We start from the raw sequence: 17,476 nt of genomic DNA on the forward strand, positions 1-17,476 counted from the left end.
ATGAATTATACTCTTTACAACAGTGAAAATAATAAGAAACATAGAAAATCATTTCCTGTAAAATTTTATATTTTTGCATTGACAGAAACAATTTATGGAGCTAATAAAAAACTGGTCGAACCTTTACATCGAAGCTGGATGTGATGAAGTAGGAAGAGGATGTTTAAGTGGTCCGGTGGTAGCGGCAGCGGTAATTTTGGATGATGACTTCAAACAAAATCTGGTTAATGATTCAAAAAAACTAACGTTCAAAACTCGTATGGAATTGGATAGCTACATCAAAGATAATGTGAAAAACTATGCTATCGCAGAACTGCCGCCTTCCTTTATTGATGAATATAATATCCTCAACGCTAGTATTCACGCCATGCACCGTGCGCTGGACAAACTCACAATAACTCCGGAACTTATTTTGGTGGATGGCAATAAATTCCATCCTTATAACTACATCCCGCATCAATGTATTATTAAGGGAGATTCTAAAGTTTTATCCATTGCTGCAGCCTCTATTCTTGCTAAAAACTACAGGGATCAGCTTATGATTCAACTTCATGAAGAATATCCTGAATATGGCTGGGACACCAATTTTGGCTATGCTACAAAAAAACACCAGGAAGCCCTTATAAAATACGGTCCAACACCTCATCACAGACAATCTTTCAGGCTTAAATATGATTGAAAAGCACTCATTTTCAATTATTAAATTCGTAGACATCCATTAGAAATTTAAAATCTTTCTAAATAAAATACCCCATAAAAAAAGAGAAGCAATTGAATAATTGCTTCTCTTTTTAACTTATCATTAAGAAATTTATTTCTTCTTATTTCTCTGTTGTTCCTGAGTTTTTTGCTGCTCCTGAGCCTTCTCCATCATCTCTCTCATTCTCTTCTGGAATTTACCTTCTGCTTTCGGTTTTTCCTTATTAGACTGAATCTGAGCATGGATTTTTTTCTCATCCAGAATCACGTACTTAATAACAAGGATGATTAAGATGTTAATTGCATTCGATACAAAATAGTACCATGAAAGACCAGAAGCCGAAGTATTAAGGAAAAATAGGAATGTAATCGGGAAGATATACATTAACACCTTCATATTTGGCATTCCTTCCTGTTGAGGCTGCTGCATGTTTCCTGAAGTCATAACAGTATAAATCAAAATAACAACTGTACAGGCTAAAGCGAAAATACTTAAGTGGTCTCCAAGGAAAGGAACCTTAAACGGAAGTTTGATCAAATCATCATACGCCGTCAAGTCTTTTGCAAACCAGAACCCTTGTCCTCTAAGATCAATAAAGTTCGGGAAGAAACGGAATAAAGCATAGAAGATTGGAATCTGAACTAATGCCGGTAAACATCCCGCCATCTGATTTACTCCTGCTTTTCTGTAAACCTCCATCGTTGCCTGCTGTTTCTTCATCGGGTCTGCATCCTTGAATTTAGCATTTACCTCATCAATTTCAGGACGGATCACCTTCATCATTGCACTTAGCTTGTGCTGCTTATACATAATTGGTGAAAGGATCAGTTTCACAATGATTGTCATTACAAAAATTACCCAACCTGCTGATAATCCCCACGCAGCAATAATACTGTATAGCCACATGAAGAAATAACGGTTCATTGCTCCGATGAATGACCAACCTAACGGAAGGATTTCGTCAAAATTCTTATCGTAAGATTTAAGCAATGGTAAATCCAATGGCATAAAATACCATGTGAAATCCTGGTTCAGCTCACTTCCAGTCATCTGGACGAAACCTTCATAGTTGAATTTCTTCAGATATTCTCCTTCTTCAACATTTTCCTGGTTTCCTTTATTTTGAGTAAATCCGTTTTTAGCTTCAATTACTGAAGAGAAAAACTGCTGCTTTACACCAATCCAGTTAAGGGTTTCTTTTTCCTCTTCCATTGTGGTTCTTCCATCATAATCATAGTCTTTATAATTATTGAAAGCATAAGAAAACTCGGAGTGAGACTGCTCCTGAGCTCTACCCTTTTCCAGGTTTCTTACATTATAATCCCAAATGAAATCTGCTTTGTTATCAGAAGTAATTTTAGAAAGACCCTGAGTTCTTACTTTAAAATCAAGAGTATATTTTGGAAGCAGTGTGTAAATGAATTGAATAACAGCACCATTATAATCTGCAGTTAAGGTTACCGCATTTCCATTAACAGTAGGTAAGAAAACTAAATCTTTAGTATTAACAATCTTCCCTGTTTTATCTTTAAACTGAAAACCGTAGTTTGAGTTATTTTTAGTGATCAGATAAAGTGGCTGATCTGCATTGTCTGTTTTGTGATTGTAGGCTTTATATTTTAAAAGCTCTACTTTGGAAACCTGTCCTCCTAAGCTTGAAAATTCAAGTTTCAATTCATTATTTCCAAGGCTTGCCGTTTGGATTGCATTAGGAGTTACATTTGGATTGATATTATTTGCCTGAGTTTGCTTTACGGCATTTTTAGCCTGTTCCGTTTTTTGCTCCTGAGCTTTCAACTCCGCTTCTTTCGTTTGTTTGTTCTGGAAGTAGAACATAAAACCGAAGAGAACAAGGCATAAAACCGCGAAACTAATCATTTGCTTCTTATCGATTCCGTTGTTTTGTTGCATTTTATTTTATATTAAAATTTTAAATTTAAAATATACGTACGGGTGTACGTAATTTGAGCTGACAAAAATACTGTTTTTTTATCAAAACTCTATGCTTTACGTTGTTACTATATAATAAACTCAGGCTGATTATTCTCAGCCTGAGTTTATATGTAGACGTTTATGATAAAATTTTACCTTATTTCTTTTCGCAAGCTTTAATAAACGCTCTGAATAAAGGATGCGGTGTTGCTACCGTACTCTTATATTCCGGGTGATACTGAACTCCCACATAGAATGGATGATCAGGAAGTTCCAGCGCTTCTACCAAACCTGTTTCAGGGTTGGTACCTGTAGCAAGGAAACCATTCTTTTCAAATTCCTGAAGATAATCACTGTTGAATTCATAACGGTGACGGTGTCTTTCAGAAATATTTTTGGTTCCGTAGATATCGTTTAATTTAGATCCGTTTTTCAACGTACACTTCCATGCACCAAGACGCATTGTTCCTCCTTTATCTACTACATTTTTCTGTTCTTCCATCAAAGAAATTACAGGATCAGGAGTAGCGGTATCAAATTCCATAGAGTTTGCTTTGGTATGTCCTAAAACATTTCTTGCAAATTCAATCGTCATAATCTGCATTCCTAAACAGATTCCCAACATTGGAATTTTATTTTCTCTTGCATATTTTGCAGTTAGAACTTTTCCTTCAATTCCTCTGTCTCCGAAACCTGGAGCTACAAGAATACCATTCACACCTTTCAGTGTATCTTTGATATTTTCTTCCGTAATATCTCCACTGTATACCCATCTTACTTTTACTTCAGTTTCAAGGTCAGCTCCTGCATGTTTGAATGCTTCAGCAATAGAAATATAAGAATCCTGAAGGGAAACATATTTTCCAACCAATGCAATTTCAACAGTTTTCTTAGGGTTCTGGAATTTTTTAAGGAAACTCTTCCAGTCTTTAAGATCAGCATCTTTATCACTTTTCAAATCCAGCTCTTTCAAAACTACATCATCAAAATTTTGCTTCTGAAGATACATTGGAACTTCATAAATGGTTTCAAGATCTTTACATTCGATAACGTTATCTAAAGGAACATTACAGAACTGAGCTAATTTTGCTCTCTGATCTTTAGGAATTTTATGTTCTGTTCTACAAACTAAAACATCCGCCATAATTCCGCTTTCCATCAACTGACGAACGGAGTGCTGGGATGGTTTTGTTTTCAATTCTCCACTTGAAGCCAGATAAGGCAATAAAGTAAGGTGAATCACCATAGAATTACTCTCTCCCAATTCCCATTTCAACTGGCGAACAGTTTCAATGTAGGGTAAAGATTCTATATCCCCTACCGTTCCACCGATCTCAGTAATGATGATATCGTAGTTCTGTTTTGAAAGGATTTTAATTCTACGTTTGATTTCGTTAGTAATATGAGGAATTACCTGAACTGTTTTTCCAAGGAAATCTCCTTTTCTTTCTTTTTCAATTACAGTCTGGTAGATTTTTCCTGTAGTAACGTTGTTGTTTTGGGATGTAGGAGCATCAAGGTAACGCTCGTAGTGGCCTAAATCCAGATCCGTCTCTGCACCATCTTCAGTCACATAACACTCTCCGTGCTCATAAGGATTCAAAGTTCCTGGGTCGATATTGATATAAGGATCTAATTTTTGGATCGTTACATTAAAGCCGCGTGATTTTAGTAGAAGTCCCAGAGAAGCAGAAACGATTCCCTTTCCCAAAGATGAAGTTACACCTCCTGTCACAAAGATGTACTTTGTATTCTTTTTACTCATTAGATTAGGTTTGTGCAAAGTTAGGGGAAAAAGAAATACAAAGCAATCTTTTAGATTTTGAAAATAGTAAAACACCCTTCAAACAACTATAAAACCAGATAAAAATTTTTATTAATATTGATATAAACAAATGAAACAAAGCTATAACCAAAAGGATTTTCGTCTATCAGCAAAAAAGGTTTTCCACTCACATGGAAAACCTTTTTATAGTTCATATTCTATAATATTATAGCTTAGTCAATTCAAAGTAAGCTGTTACTTCAACATCTTTCGCGATTCCGGTTCCTGACGGATCATATTTGATTCCATAATCCAGGCGATTCACGGTAAATTTTGTCTGGATCCCCATTATCTCTTTTCCATCCTTATTTTTTGTAATTCCTCCAAACGTAAGCGGAGCAGTAATTTCTTTTTCCACGCCCTTCATCGTCAGTTTCCCTTTTACAATATAATTGTTGTTCTTATCTTTTGTAACGGAAGAGCTCTTAAATTCAATCGTAGGATATTTGGTAACATCAAAAAATTCTTCACTGATAAGATGTCTGTCTCTCATATCTACTCCTGTATTAATAGAAGGAACACTGATAGAAAAGCTCAAATCGGCATTATCCAGGTTAGCACTACCAGTGGCTGCTTTCCCGTCAAATTTATCAAATCTTCCCTGCACAAAACTGATTCCCATGTGCTTGATATTAAAGTTGATTGATGAATGCATCTGGTCCACCTGCCAGCTTCCCTGTGCAAAAGCAACAATACTTAAAAGCGTAAATACGAAAGATAAAAATACTTTTTTCATTGTAATTATATTTTACATTAATATATTTTAATTGAATAAAGCTAAGATATGAAAGATATTCCTACCATTCATAGATTAGTTTTTAATATTAAATCCATTTACATTCTGAAAGAAAAATGCTTTTTTTATAACTTCGCAGTATGGCAAAACTGAAAACAGCATATTTCTGTCAAAACTGCGGAACCCAGTATCCTCAATGGCTGGGGCAATGTAAAAATTGTGGAGAATGGAACACTTTAGTAGAAGAGGTGGTAGAAAAACCTTCTCACAAAACTCCTCCTTTTTCAAAAACGAAACAACATGTTATCAATATTGTTGAAGTGGAAACCAGTGAAGAGCCGAGAATAAAAACCCCTTCCGAAGAACTGAACCGTGTTTTAGGAGGAGGAATTGTTTTGGGTTCTGTGACTCTGATTGGTGGTGAACCGGGCATCGGGAAATCTACTCTGCTCCTTCAGCTGGCTTTGAAAATGAAGAAGAAAATCTTCTACGTTTCTGGTGAAGAAAGTGCTTCTCAGATTAAAATGAGAGCAGACAGGCTTACCGATATTCAAAACCCGAACTGTTTCCTTTTCACGGAAACATCATTGGAAAAAATTCTTCATGAGGCCAAAAAACTGGAGCCGGATTTCATGATCATCGACTCTATCCAGACCCTGCAGTCTCAGCTGATAGAAAGCTCTCCGGGGACCGTATCCCAAATCCGGGAATGCTCCAATGAAATCATCAAATATGCCAAAGAAAATAATACTCCGGTATTTCTTGTAGGGCATATTACCAAAGACGGACAGATTGCCGGACCAAAGGTTCTGGAGCATATGGTAGATGTTGTTCTGAATTTTGACGGAGACCGAAATCACCTTTTCAGATTATTAAGAGCTAATAAAAACCGTTTTGGTTCTACTTCAGAGATTGGAATTTATGAAATGATCTCACAAGGATTGAAAGAGATTAAAAACCCTTCTGAAATTCTGATCACCAAGAAATTTGAAGAACTTTCCGGAAACTCTGTGGCGGTAACCCTTGAAGGAAACCGACCTATGCTTCTGGAGATTCAGGCGCTGGTAAGTACAGCTGTTTATGGTACTCCTCAAAGAAGCTGCACTGGTTTTGATTCCAAAAGACTGAATATGCTTTTGGCCGTACTGGAAAAAAGAGCAGGTTTTCAATTGGGAGCCAAAGACGTCTTCCTGAATATTACCGGAGGAATAAAAACAGATGATCCGGCACTGGATCTTGCAGTGATTGCTTCTGTTCTTTCATCCAACGAAGACATTGCCATTTCTGAACATTACTGTTTTGCCGGAGAAATTGGTCTGAGTGGTGAAATCCGTCCGGTAGCCCAGATTGAACAGAGAATTACTGAAGCGGAAAAATTGGGTTATGAAAAAATATTTGTTTCCAACCTTAATAAAATCCCGAAAAGAAAATTCGGAATCAAGATTGAAGAAGTTAGTAAAATTGAAGATTTTCACGAGAGGCTTTTCTAATGTGAATGGTCAATTTTGTTGCGCAAGTCAATCGTCAATCAGAATGGGGATAAAAAATTCACAAGCGAAGCGGATTGACTATTCACAATTCACTATTATCAAACATTCACATTTAATTCATACCTTTAAATTATGAATTATCTGGCGCATTCTTTTCTTTCTTTTACCGACGGTCAGATCGTGGGGCAGTTTCTTGAAGACTTTATCCGTAACAGAGATCGTTTTACTTTCCCGAAAGATATTCAGGACGGAATTACCCTTCATAGAGCAATTGATACTTTTACAGACTCCCATCCTGCTATTCATGAAGCCAAAAAGGTATTCGCTCCTTTGGTAAGACTTTATGCCGGAGCATTTGTAGATGTCTCGATGGATCATTTTGTAGCGAAAGACCTTTCTCTGCATTCTCTGGTAGAATGGAAAGCGCATTCCCTTAAGGTTTATCGTGTTTTAAATGCCCATGAACAGTGGCTACCTGAAAATTTTAAAAAGATGCTGGTAAAAATGGAACACGACGACTGGCTTTACAACTACCGTGAAGACTGGGGAATAAAATTCAGCATTCAGAATGTTTTGAATAAAGCGAAGTACCTTGATAAGGATATTCCTGTTTTTGAAGCTTTTTTGAAGAACAAAGACCATCTTCAGCAGTGTTATGACGATTTTTTTCCTGATCTTTTAACCCATGTAAAGGGAATTAATGCTCTTTTACAACTGGACAATTAGTTTAAAATAAAAACACTTACCTTATAATAAAAGATAAGTGTTCTATAAATTTGTGTTATTAGAATTTTTTATGCCTGAATACTTTATAGAAAAGCTTTTGGGAACACTTTTCTATTAAAGTTCTTTCATAATAATATTAGTCTCCAATTCTGAATACTAAGAGCTGAGTGGAAGCTGCCGCAAGAGTCATCCCGGTACCTGAACAGTTTCCGGACTGCCCTCTTCCCAGACGAATAGGCCAGGTTCTTCCGGCTGGAACCGTAGTAGAATAAGTGATAGCACCTCCGTGATTGGATAAAATACCTGAATTATGGTAGGCTGTACTATGAATCCTTTGAGTACCGGAAACTCCTGTAGGAAAATCAACAATGTATGAGCTGTTTCTACATTTATCAGCCTCTACTGTAGTTCCGTTATCATTGTTATGAAGCGCTTCATATACAAAAGTGATCTGATAAGTTCCTGCCGGAAATGTAATAGTGCTGGTAGCTGCATTATAGCTCATCCCTGAGATTGAATTCTTTATAGCGGTCATGGGAACAACGGATAAACTTCCTGCTGCAAAACCATTAAGGAAATCGGCCTGAGCTGTTTCCAATCTGAAAAGAGCTGGATTTGGAATAGATAATGCTCCAAGTGTACCAATGGTTTTCACAACACCGGTAGCATCCAACACCATAAGTGGGTCCGTGGTTGTATTTCCAGTTGTGGTTCCCTGTAAACGTAAAGGATCTGTGCCATTAATATGTAGTTTGTTGGTAGGAGCCGCAGTTCCCACTCCTACTCTATCATTCGCAGCATCTACTGATAAAGTAGTACCGTCTACAGAAAAAGCATTTACAGCTGTTCCCGTAAAAGCAAGCGTATTACTTCCTTGTGTTACGGCACGGTTTCCGGTTAAAGTTCCATCTGTATTATAGATATTAACGGAACTTGTTGCAGGAATAGCTTTCCAGGTTCCTACCCCTGCAGCATCAGAAGTAAGGACATATCCGTTAGATTGATTTCCGTCTACAATTTTTATAGCTGCTACCGGAACGGCAGGTGTTCCTGCAGACTGAACATCTAACTTTGTATCGGGAACAGCTGTTCCAATTCCCACATTTCCTGAAGACTTTATCGTCATTCTTGCAGCATAATCTGTAGCATTTCTTGTGAAAACCTGTAATCCTGCATAATTATTTGCGGCATCCCTGTCTATTCCTATAATCGATGCTCCTGTAATACCAGAAGGGCTTGTTGAAGGAATAAATTCAATTCCTCCAAATAAGGTATTAGTGACATTATTGTTGTATAGGGTAATATTTCTTGGAGTTGCCTGACCACAGGGAGCCCCACAATTATCAATCCCTGCAGACAAAATATCTGTTACATTTCCAGCGACCGGATTTAGTACGGATAAAAAACTGGAGGGGGCAGCCGTCCCTATTCCTACTCTTCTGTTAAGTGCATCTACTGAAAAGTTATTACCGTTCACAGAAAAAGCATTTGTGGCATTTGCAGTAAAAGCCAATGTGTTACTTCCCTGGGTTACCGTTCTATTTCCGGTTAACGTTCCATTGGTATTATAAATATTAGTATCAATGGCATTTCCTGGATTATGAAGCTTAACCCATGCTGAACCGTTATAATAATAATAGCCTACAGCATCAATATTTACTGCATTTCCAGCTTGTGAGCCATTTCCCACACTATTCACATAGATCATTGTAGAAGTTGGAATTGCTGTCATGCTTTGGGCTCTCAATCTGTCTACGCGGGTTACTAAAAGGCCATCTACAGCATTAGAAGTTCCTGTTGGATTTTTTGCTGTAATATCCAATGTTGCAGTTGGATTAGCTGTATTAATCCCTACTTGTGCAAAAACAAAACTACTTATTGATAGTAGTGTTAGTGTAATGTTCTTTCTTTTCATTTTCATATTAAGTTGTTTAATAATTTGGATAATTTTTGATTTGCTTTGATGAAACATGAACATTTAAAGGGTTTCATCCGAAAAAATCAAAAAATTAGAGTAAAGTTTGGGTGGACTATTGTCTGATTAGTTTTGACTATAGAAAATTGTAATTGGTAAAAAGCAATAGATAATAAATTTATTTCACTTCATATTAAAATTGATTTAATTATTATAACTCAAAAAAAATAGTAATAAACTACTAAAATAATATTAAAAAACACACAATCATATATAAATTAAATCTCAAAAATTAATCAATAATCGAAAATATCCCATGAAAATAGTTAAAATATTAAAAATATAACGAAATAAAATGTTAATAATTAAATTTTAACATTTTATCAATTTAATAACGAAAAAAAATTAGTCGATATGAAGTGATTTATTTAATCCTATTTCTGTTAGAAAATAGTGAATAAAAAATAAAGCAGTAATCTGAATTACTGCTTTGCTAGTTATCCTAATATAAAAAATTAAAATGTTTTAAACATATACCGATTGGGGTACGACAACTTTTCACTGTTCCTGTGTCCGTTCACAATAATATGCACAATGTTGATCTGATCATCAAAGAGATTATACAGAAAACTTATGGCAGTTTCTACTTTTTTCGGGACAGCTACAGGTTCCGATTCCATAAACACATTTACAGATTCCTGGTCTTCTTCATAACCGATATAGTTTACCTTCAAAAATTTGCTATCAGCTTTTAGTTTAAAATATTCTGAACAATATTTTTGCAGCGCATCATTCAATTTAGCTTTGTATTTTTCGTCATTAAAATGAAAAGCGCCTCCATATTTTTTTCCCAGACCATTTTCCATATCATCAAGAAAAAACCGTCCTGTCACTTCAAATGTTCTGGATTTTGAATTATAATTTATTTCTACAGAGCCTACGTGATAGGGGTGAAAAGCTTCACGCTCCGTAAAACTCTGAAAAGCCACTGTTAATAGTAAAAGAAAACTCCAAAAAAATTTACCTGACATGAATCTTATTTTACAGCAAATATAAAAAAAGCAGCAATTATAAAAACTGCTGCTTTTTATGATCATAGATTAATAAGATTATTGCTTCATTACTTTTTTAGTAACTTTTGTGTTATCATCCAGTGCAATAGTAAACAGATAGGTACCTCTTACCAGCTCTGACACATCAATTTTACCTGAATTGACATTCACATTGACCGTTTTAATCAATTTTCCTGAAACATCATAAATGGTTACCGTTCCTTTAGAATATCTGCCCAGCGTCACATTAACAAAGTCCTTAGCAGGATTCGGAGTGATATTCACTTCTGAATTCATTTTTACATCGGCTGTCCCTAATGTTGCTCCTGTTTTAACAAAATAACCACCGAAACCTGTTGTCTGAAAGCTCACTTCCCAATATTGATAGGTGTCATTCCAGATAATATCTGCAATATCAGGTGTAATAACTGTGGCGGTTCCTCCAAAAGAAGCAATTGTTCCCGTAGTACTTGTTCCCGTGTATTTTTCAATAAGAAGATTCGCTTTATTCGCAACATCAGAAGGAGAAGTAGGTAATTTCACTCCATTGGTCAGATTATAGGCATCGAAATCACTCTGTTTGAAATATAAGGTTACTTTACCGGTTGCTGTGGTAGTGTTTGCATCCGGATTGATTTCATATCTTCTTACCACATAGTTGGGCTGTGCATTATCAACCCACACTTTGGATGTTACATTTCCTGATACGGTACTGGCTGTTTCTTTTTCTAATCTTGAGATAAGCTGGCAGGAATTTGTAAAATAATTGTAACCATTCGTCACCGTACTGGCTTTCGTCTGGTTGGAAGTTGCTAAATTCTTTACTTCAGCTACATTTTCGTAGACCACGGCTCTCATTTTAAGATCAAATGTTCTTGAAGTCCAGGTAGTACCGTCTGTAGAAGTCTTAGACCTGTTATTCAGTACTGCATTCTCAGCTTTCATGGCAATCCTTCCTCCTAATCCGTTTACGACAATATAAAATTCTTTTCCGGTTACCATTTGTACATTCAGATCTGAAAGATTCACATAATTCCAGGTAAATCTCTGAACGTTATTAAGCCATGAAGTAATGGTTTTAGTCGCTATAATATCTCCGGGGTTTCCATTGGCATCGACTTTTCTGATTTGAATATCAACCGGAATATCTGAAGGCAGTGAAGTCCCTGTTAAAAATGAAAAACCTCCCAACTTCCCTGTTAATGTGGGCGTATACCTTACTGCCAGCGCAATATTATCAAAGTAATAATTAGATTCTGTATTAGCAATAATGTATGGTTCATCATACCCTACAGTCTCAAAATTAGATTTCACACATCCTAATTCATCAGTAACTGCTTTATAAATATCTAGTTTACCATACCCCCATCTCATATTTGGAACGGTTCCTGTTGCCCCATCCACTCTTGCATTAGCTGTAAGACGGGCTTTAACCTGTGCTGCCGTCAATGTAGGATTAGCCTGAAGCAATAACCCGACAGCTCCTGCTACCCCCGGTGAAGACATGCTTGTTCCCTGGTTTTTCACATAATAATTGGTTCCTGCAATAATATCCGTTGCGCCAGGAGCAGAATCAGCCGATCTGGAAGAAATGACATTCTGCCCTGAAGCTGCAATATCTGGTTTCTGGACACCATCTACTCTTGGCCCCTGCGAACTAAACGATGAGATGGATTCCTGTGGAGTAAGGGTAAAATAACCACTTGTTCCGCTATACCAACTGGCTCTTCCCATGTATGAAGCTACTGTAATGGCATTAGAAGCATTCCCGGGGCTTCCTACAATATATTCGTTATCCCCATTCTGCAGTGTGGTTTGTACTCCCTGACTATACAGCCAGCCATGCGCTGAAATTTGCTGTGTTCCGTTATTGGTAATTTCCAATGAATAATTCCCCTGAACATTGGTGGTTCCTGAAGTTCGGGTAATCACCAGCTGAACATACCTTTTGTTGTTATCATTGCTCCAATAATTATACATTGTAGCGGTAAGCCCTCCTCCCAGAATACTGTGAGCTGTAGTGGTACTTATGTTCTGAGTATACTGCTGCCCATCAGGAGTAGTGAGCTTTGCTGTAACAGGTGTATTATCGTTGGCATACATTATAAATGAAAATACTGTAGCTGACGAGGTATTACTGGCTACCGTAAAATTATAAGTCTGAGAAGCATTAGCGGCAATATCAACTTTTCTGTGAAGATTAGCTCCGTAATCATTACCTGCCGAAATAACAACAACTCTTCCCGCTCCTGAAGTGGTAAAGCTATTAACCGCTACTTCATGGCTGGAGGTTCCGTCGTGAGCACTGCTCTGGCCACCGATACTCATATTGACAACAATAGGTTTATTGAGTGCCGTTGCCACATTTTTAAAATAGGTTAAAGCATTAATGGTATTTGTTGTAGGAAAAGATCCGTTTCCTCCTTTCACAAAAACAATATCTGCATCAGATGAAAATCCTTTATGTCTTTTATCGGTAAAAGCGGAACCATTTCCGGCTGCAGTACCTGAAACATGGGTACCATGGCCGTTGGTATCATTTTCACGAACAAAACCTGCGGGTGTACCATCCAGTTCATCTTCGATCTGTGCTTTTGTGTATTCCACTCCAGTAGCAAACCCTACCGGGGCGGTTTCTCCCGCCTGAGCAGTCAATGTCTGATCCCAGATGGAAACAATTCTGCTTTTGGTCTGATCATCAGCTTTTCTGAAATCGGGGTGTTTCCAGTCTATTCCACTGTCATAAATTCCTACTAACACTCCTGTTCCATTATAAACTGTGTTATTGAAAACACCATCCTGCAAAAGACTTGCTCCGGACTGAGCACGACTCACGTCATTATGAAGTTCGTCAAACTCAGGTCCCATTACAGAGGTTACATACGGAAGCTGGGTCAGTCTTTCAATATCTTCAATAGAAACTAAAGCTGTGGAAAAAGCAGGAAACTGGCTTTGTATAAGAAATCCGTCTGCTTTTAATTTTTCAGGCTCTTTAGTATAAACAATACATGAATACATGGTCTGCGCTCCTTTTGAAGTCACTACCAGGTGCTGGTCAAGTTTCATATCAGGACGTTCCAGTTCTTTCACAGCTCTTCCATTAGCAATACTTTCTTTATTTTTCAGTAAAATATCAAACCGGGAATCCAGTTTCTGTACCTGCCCGTAAAAAGCGTAGGAATACAATCCCAAAAAGGCTGCTGTAGCATTTCTAAGAAGCTTCGCTCCTCCATGTGAAATGTTTACATTTGTAAAAAATAATTTTTTAATATCCATATTTCATTTTTAATCAGTACAATTATACAATTTTTATTTAAAAAAGAAATAATATAAAATATTAACAAACATTAAGCGTAAAAATTAAATTAAACAATAAAATCAACAACAATTTAACAATATATTCAAAATATAAAATTTTTTAATCAAAATGCAGGATTTTCTTTTTTATTTAAACCTTGGATGGGAACATATTATTTCTCTGGATGCCCTTGATCATCAGCTTTTTGTTTTAGCTTTGATTGCAGTTTACTCTTACAGTGACTGGAAAAAAATCCTGATTCTTGTGACTGCGTTCACCATTGGGCATTCTATTACATTAGCTTTAAGTATTCTGGATGTTTTCAGAGTTCCTTCTGATTGGGTAGAGTTTTTAATTCCTTTAACCATTGTTCTGACTTCACTGGATAATATTATCATGAAAAATCAGAAACAGACTTTGATGCGGGCCAACTATTATCTTGCACTGATCTTCGGTCTTGTTCATGGAATGGGATTCGCCAACACGGCAAGAGTAATGATTGCTAAAAGCCAAAGTATTGCTTTACCTCTCCTAGGGTTTAATATTGGTTTGGAACTTGGCCAGATTGTCATTGTTGCTGCCATTTTAATCATCCTGTTTATTTCACTCAACCTTTTCAAAGTGAATAAAAAAGACTGGATACTCTTTGTTTCTTCCGGGGTATTTGCTTTATCCTTAAAAATGACTTTGGAAAGAATTCCTTTTTAAAAGTTAAATATTCTCATTAATTCAACAGGTAATTACTATCTTTGATCATTAAAAAATCATTTCGGTTATGAAACTAAAAGTTGTTATACTTTCACTTTCTGTATTTGCATATACAGGTTTCACCGCACAAAATATTCAGAATAACCCAGGCAGCAATCATGGTAACAGGTTTGAGCAGCTGGGAACTATTCTACCAACACCCAACATCTACAGAACGGCTTCTGGAGCTCCCGGTCACGGATACTGGCAGAACAGAGCCGATTATAACATCACCGCTTATCTGGATGAGGATAAGAGAAATCTGAAAGGTTCCGAAACGGTGACTTATTACAACAATTCTCCAGATGATCTGGATTATATCTGGTTGCAGCTTGATGAAAACGAGCATTCCAGCATTAGAAATGCAGGATATGATACTTCATCTGTACTTCATTCTTCAACAACAGACCAGCAGCTTAAAGTTTCTGAGCTTCCTGTTAAGGATAACGGGTATGGAGTAAGTCTTGAGAAAGTAACCGATGTTTCAGGAACTCCCCTGAAATATACCGTTAACAAGACCATGATGCGTATTGATCTTCCAAAAGTTTTGAAAAAGGGTGAAAAATTCATTTTCAAAGTAGACTGGAACTACAATATTCCCAACAGAATCAAAATGGGAGGCCGCGGTGGTTATGAAAACTTCCCTGAAGACGGCAATGATCTGTATACAATAACCCAATGGTATCCAAGAATGTGCGTATACAGTGACTTTCAGGGCTGGCAGAATCATCAGTTTACCGGAAGAGGTGAGTTTGCATTGGTTTTCGGAGACTTTAAGGTTTCTGTGAATGTACCTTCAGATCATATTGTTGGTGGAACAGGAGAATGTAAAAATTACGATCAGGTGTTGACAACTGATCAGCTGTCAAGATACAGAAAAGCTGAAAACGCAGCTGAGCCTATCGAAATTGTAACGTTGGATGAAGCTAAAAAAGCGGAGAAAAATCATTCAAAACAAAGAAAGACATGGGTTTTCGAAGCGAAAGATGTTCGTGATTTTGCATGGACTTCTTCCAGAAAGTTTGTCTGGGACGGAATGCGTGTAACGATTCCTGAAAACAACAATAAAGTAATGGCAATGAGTTTCTATCCAAAAGAATCTTACGGTCTTTACAGAAAGTTTTCTACAAAAGCGGTAGCCCATACCATCAAAACCTATTCGGAATTTACCATTCCGTATCCATATCCTGTGGCACAGTCTGTAGAAGCAGCGAATGGAATGGAATATCCAATGATCTGTTTCAACTTCGGAAGAACCGAGAAAGACGGAACCTATTCTGAAGGAACCAAAAACGGAATGATCGGAGTTATCATCCACGAAGTTGGGCACAACTTCTTCCCTATGATCATCAATTCTGATGAAAGACAATGGGCATGGATGGACGAAGGTCTGAATACTTTTACAGAATATCTTACAGAAGAAAAGTGGGATAATAAATTCCCATCCAAAAGAGGACCGGCATGGACGATCGTAGATTATATGAAACTCCCGAAAGATCAGCTGGAACCTATCATGAGTAACTCTGAAAATATTGTTCAGTATGGGCCGAATGCCTATTCAAAACCTGCTACAGGACTGAATATTCTTCGCGAAACGATCATGGGAAGAGAGCTTTTCGACAAAGCTTTTAAAACCTATGCTAAAAGATGGGCATTCAAGCATCCTGAACCTGCGGATTTATTCCGTACCATGGAAGATGCCAGCGGTGAAGACCTTGACTGGTTCTGGAGAGGCTGGTTCTACGGTACAGATCCTGTAGATATTGCGATTGATAAAGTAACGGTTGCTGTTCCTGATCTTGAGAGTGATCCTAAAGCTGCTGCAGAAGTAAAATATCAGGTTGAAAAACCATTGGTAAATAGTTTTGAAGATCTTTCAAAAATCAGAAACAGAGAAGATAAGAATATCAAATTCTACGTAGATGGTGATAAAGATCTTCAGGATTTCTATTACAGATATGACAGAGGTCAGGAAAAGATTGATAATAATAAGCAATACACCATCAAAACAGAATCAGGTCTTCCTTTAGATGCAAAGGATAAAGAGAAATTCAAAAATATTACAGGATATCAGATCGATTTTGTGAATAAAGGCGGTCTGGTAATGCCAATCATTCTTGAATTCACGTTTGAAGACGGATCAAAATTGTATGATAAATCTGCTGCACAAATCTGGAGGCTGAACGAACAAAAAGTTTCCAAGACGTATTATTTTGATAAGAAATTGAAATCTATTCAGCTGGATCCAATGAGGGAGACTGCTGATATTGATACAAGCAACAATTTCTGGAGCAATGCCGGAGCTGCAAGTGAAACTTCAAAATTCCAGCTTTTCAAACAAAAACAGGGAGGAGGTTCTGTAAGAGGAGGCTCAACCGGAAAGGTTAACCCAATGCAGGCCGCAGGAAAGAGTTAAAATCAAAAGGTTGTAACTTTTAACAAATACACCACTACTTCGTATTAAAAGATCATAAGGATTACTTTTTACTACGAAGTAGTGTTTTTTTTTTGCTTATAATCTGTGTATCCAAAAATTCAGGAATCCATTAAGAAAACAACACCTGTTTTTCACCTAAAAAAAATATAACAACCTGACTTAAAAATATTTATATTTGAATCACATAAACACCAAATGTCAAAAACCTGATTGACTTTAAATGTTCAGGACGTACCTATCAAAATATTTTAACTATGAAAAATGCTAAACTACTAAGCAGAGATGCTCAGAAAACCATCAATGGCGGACTTGCTGCCAGACTCGTTTGCTGCGAACGCGACGATAACGGAAAATGTACTTTATGGATCGGACCAGGACAAAATTGTCCTTAGTTCTGTCATCTGATAACAATCTTGAAAAAGCCGGAAATTTCCGGTTTTTTCTGTTTATATCCACAACTCATTGTCATTATTATCTGATTATCATAATTTTATTAAAAAAATACAATAAAATTATATCACTAAATAAGGAAAAACAGTATCTTTGATTCACTTCTTTTACACCAAATGTCAAAATCCTGATTGACTTTAAATGCTCAGGAACATACAAACAAAATAT

General features: G+C 36.8%; 12 protein-coding genes. 6 read left to right on the top strand and 6 right to left on the bottom strand.

All coding sequences use genetic code 11. The annotated features are described in order from the left end of the window. Positions 1 to 94 precede the first annotated feature (94 nt). On the top strand, positions 95 to 679 hold the full coding sequence (locus RAH34_RS03545; RefSeq protein ID WP_306595154.1) for a ribonuclease HII: 585 nt from the start codon (positions 95 to 97) through the stop codon (positions 677 to 679). A gap of 132 nt (positions 680 to 811) precedes the next feature. Here RAH34_RS03545 and yidC read toward each other — a convergent pair whose 3' ends face one another. The 3 genes from yidC to RAH34_RS03560 form a co-directional block, all read right to left on the bottom strand. Then, complete coding sequence (gene yidC, locus RAH34_RS03550; protein ID WP_114819355.1) at positions 812 to 2,611, bottom strand: membrane protein insertase YidC; 1,800 nt, start codon at positions 2,609 to 2,611, stop codon at positions 812 to 814. Positions 2,612 to 2,789: 178 nt separating this feature from the next. Continuing rightward, positions 2,790 to 4,397, bottom strand: a complete 1,608-nt coding sequence (locus RAH34_RS03555; RefSeq protein ID WP_079243182.1) for a CTP synthase — start codon at positions 4,395 to 4,397, stop codon at positions 2,790 to 2,792. 226 nt (positions 4,398 to 4,623) lie between these two features. Continuing rightward, a complete protein-coding gene (locus RAH34_RS03560; protein ID WP_306595155.1) occupies positions 4,624 to 5,193 on the bottom strand; it encodes a YceI family protein in 570 nt (189 codons plus the stop codon). 140 nt (positions 5,194 to 5,333) lie between these two features. Between RAH34_RS03560 and radA the strand changes: the two genes are divergently transcribed. Further along, positions 5,334 to 6,683, top strand: a complete 1,350-nt coding sequence (gene radA / locus RAH34_RS03565) for a DNA repair protein RadA (RefSeq protein WP_047435193.1) — start codon at positions 5,334 to 5,336, stop codon at positions 6,681 to 6,683. 132 nt (positions 6,684 to 6,815) lie between these two features. After that, entirely contained in the window at positions 6,816 to 7,409 is a 594-nt protein-coding gene (locus RAH34_RS03570; protein ID WP_306595156.1) for an ACP phosphodiesterase, read from the top strand. A 136-nt stretch (positions 7,410 to 7,545) separates the two neighbouring features. Here RAH34_RS03570 and RAH34_RS03575 read toward each other — a convergent pair whose 3' ends face one another. From RAH34_RS03575 to RAH34_RS03585, 3 genes are all read right to left on the bottom strand, one after another. Continuing rightward, positions 7,546 to 9,324 carry a hypothetical protein gene (locus RAH34_RS03575; RefSeq protein ID WP_306595157.1) on the bottom strand — a complete coding sequence of 593 codons (1,779 nt, stop codon included), beginning with the start codon at positions 9,322 to 9,324 and terminating at the stop codon, positions 7,546 to 7,548. A gap of 515 nt (positions 9,325 to 9,839) precedes the next feature. Further along, the gene (locus tag RAH34_RS03580) at positions 9,840 to 10,355 is read right to left on the bottom strand and encodes a DUF6702 family protein (protein ID WP_306595158.1); all 516 of its coding nucleotides are present in this window, start codon (positions 10,353 to 10,355) and stop codon (positions 9,840 to 9,842) included. 78 nt (positions 10,356 to 10,433) lie between these two features. Next, on the bottom strand, positions 10,434 to 13,652 hold the full coding sequence (locus RAH34_RS03585) for a S8/S53 family peptidase (RefSeq protein ID WP_306595159.1): 3,219 nt from the start codon (positions 13,650 to 13,652) through the stop codon (positions 10,434 to 10,436). A 151-nt stretch (positions 13,653 to 13,803) separates the two neighbouring features. Here RAH34_RS03585 and RAH34_RS03590 point away from each other — a divergent pair, with 151 nt between their 5' ends. The 3 genes from RAH34_RS03590 (at position 13,804) to RAH34_RS03600 (ending at position 17,250) form a co-directional block, all read left to right on the top strand. Beyond that, positions 13,804 to 14,382, top strand: a complete 579-nt coding sequence (locus tag RAH34_RS03590; protein ID WP_047435205.1) for a HupE/UreJ family protein — start codon at positions 13,804 to 13,806, stop codon at positions 14,380 to 14,382. 67 nt (positions 14,383 to 14,449) lie between these two features. Continuing rightward, the gene (locus RAH34_RS03595) at positions 14,450 to 16,837 is read left to right on the top strand and encodes a M1 family metallopeptidase (RefSeq protein ID WP_306595160.1); all 2,388 of its coding nucleotides are present in this window, start codon (positions 14,450 to 14,452) and stop codon (positions 16,835 to 16,837) included. A gap of 275 nt (positions 16,838 to 17,112) precedes the next feature. Beyond that, entirely contained in the window at positions 17,113 to 17,250 is a 138-nt protein-coding gene (locus RAH34_RS03600) for a hypothetical protein (protein ID WP_167348788.1), read from the top strand. Positions 17,251 to 17,476: the final 226 nt, after the last annotated feature.

The organism is Chryseobacterium sp. WLY505, assembly GCF_030846215.1.
Classification (GTDB): domain Bacteria; phylum Bacteroidota; class Bacteroidia; order Flavobacteriales; family Weeksellaceae; genus Chryseobacterium.

Coding starts and splice junctions, on each gene's coding strand:
- RAH34_RS03545 (WP_306595154.1), top strand. CDS start 95: ATGGAGCTAATAAAAAACTGGTCGAACCTTTACATCGAAGCTGGATGT.
- yidC (WP_114819355.1), bottom strand. CDS start 2,611: ATGCAACAAAACAACGGAATCGATAAGAAGCAAATGATTAGTTTCGCG.
- RAH34_RS03555 (WP_079243182.1), bottom strand. CDS start 4,397: ATGAGTAAAAAGAATACAAAGTACATCTTTGTGACAGGAGGTGTAACT.
- RAH34_RS03560 (WP_306595155.1), bottom strand. CDS start 5,193: ATGAAAAAAGTATTTTTATCTTTCGTATTTACGCTTTTAAGTATTGTT.
- radA (WP_047435193.1), top strand. CDS start 5,334: ATGGCAAAACTGAAAACAGCATATTTCTGTCAAAACTGCGGAACCCAG.
- RAH34_RS03570 (WP_306595156.1), top strand. CDS start 6,816: ATGAATTATCTGGCGCATTCTTTTCTTTCTTTTACCGACGGTCAGATC.
- RAH34_RS03575 (WP_306595157.1), bottom strand. CDS start 9,324: ATGAAAAGAAAGAACATTACACTAACACTACTATCAATAAGTAGTTTT.
- RAH34_RS03580 (WP_306595158.1), bottom strand. CDS start 10,355: ATGTCAGGTAAATTTTTTTGGAGTTTTCTTTTACTATTAACAGTGGCT.
- RAH34_RS03585 (WP_306595159.1), bottom strand. CDS start 13,652: ATGGATATTAAAAAATTATTTTTTACAAATGTAAACATTTCACATGGA.
- RAH34_RS03590 (WP_047435205.1), top strand. CDS start 13,804: ATGCAGGATTTTCTTTTTTATTTAAACCTTGGATGGGAACATATTATT.
- RAH34_RS03595 (WP_306595160.1), top strand. CDS start 14,450: ATGAAACTAAAAGTTGTTATACTTTCACTTTCTGTATTTGCATATACA.
- RAH34_RS03600 (WP_167348788.1), top strand. CDS start 17,113: ATGAAAAATGCTAAACTACTAAGCAGAGATGCTCAGAAAACCATCAAT.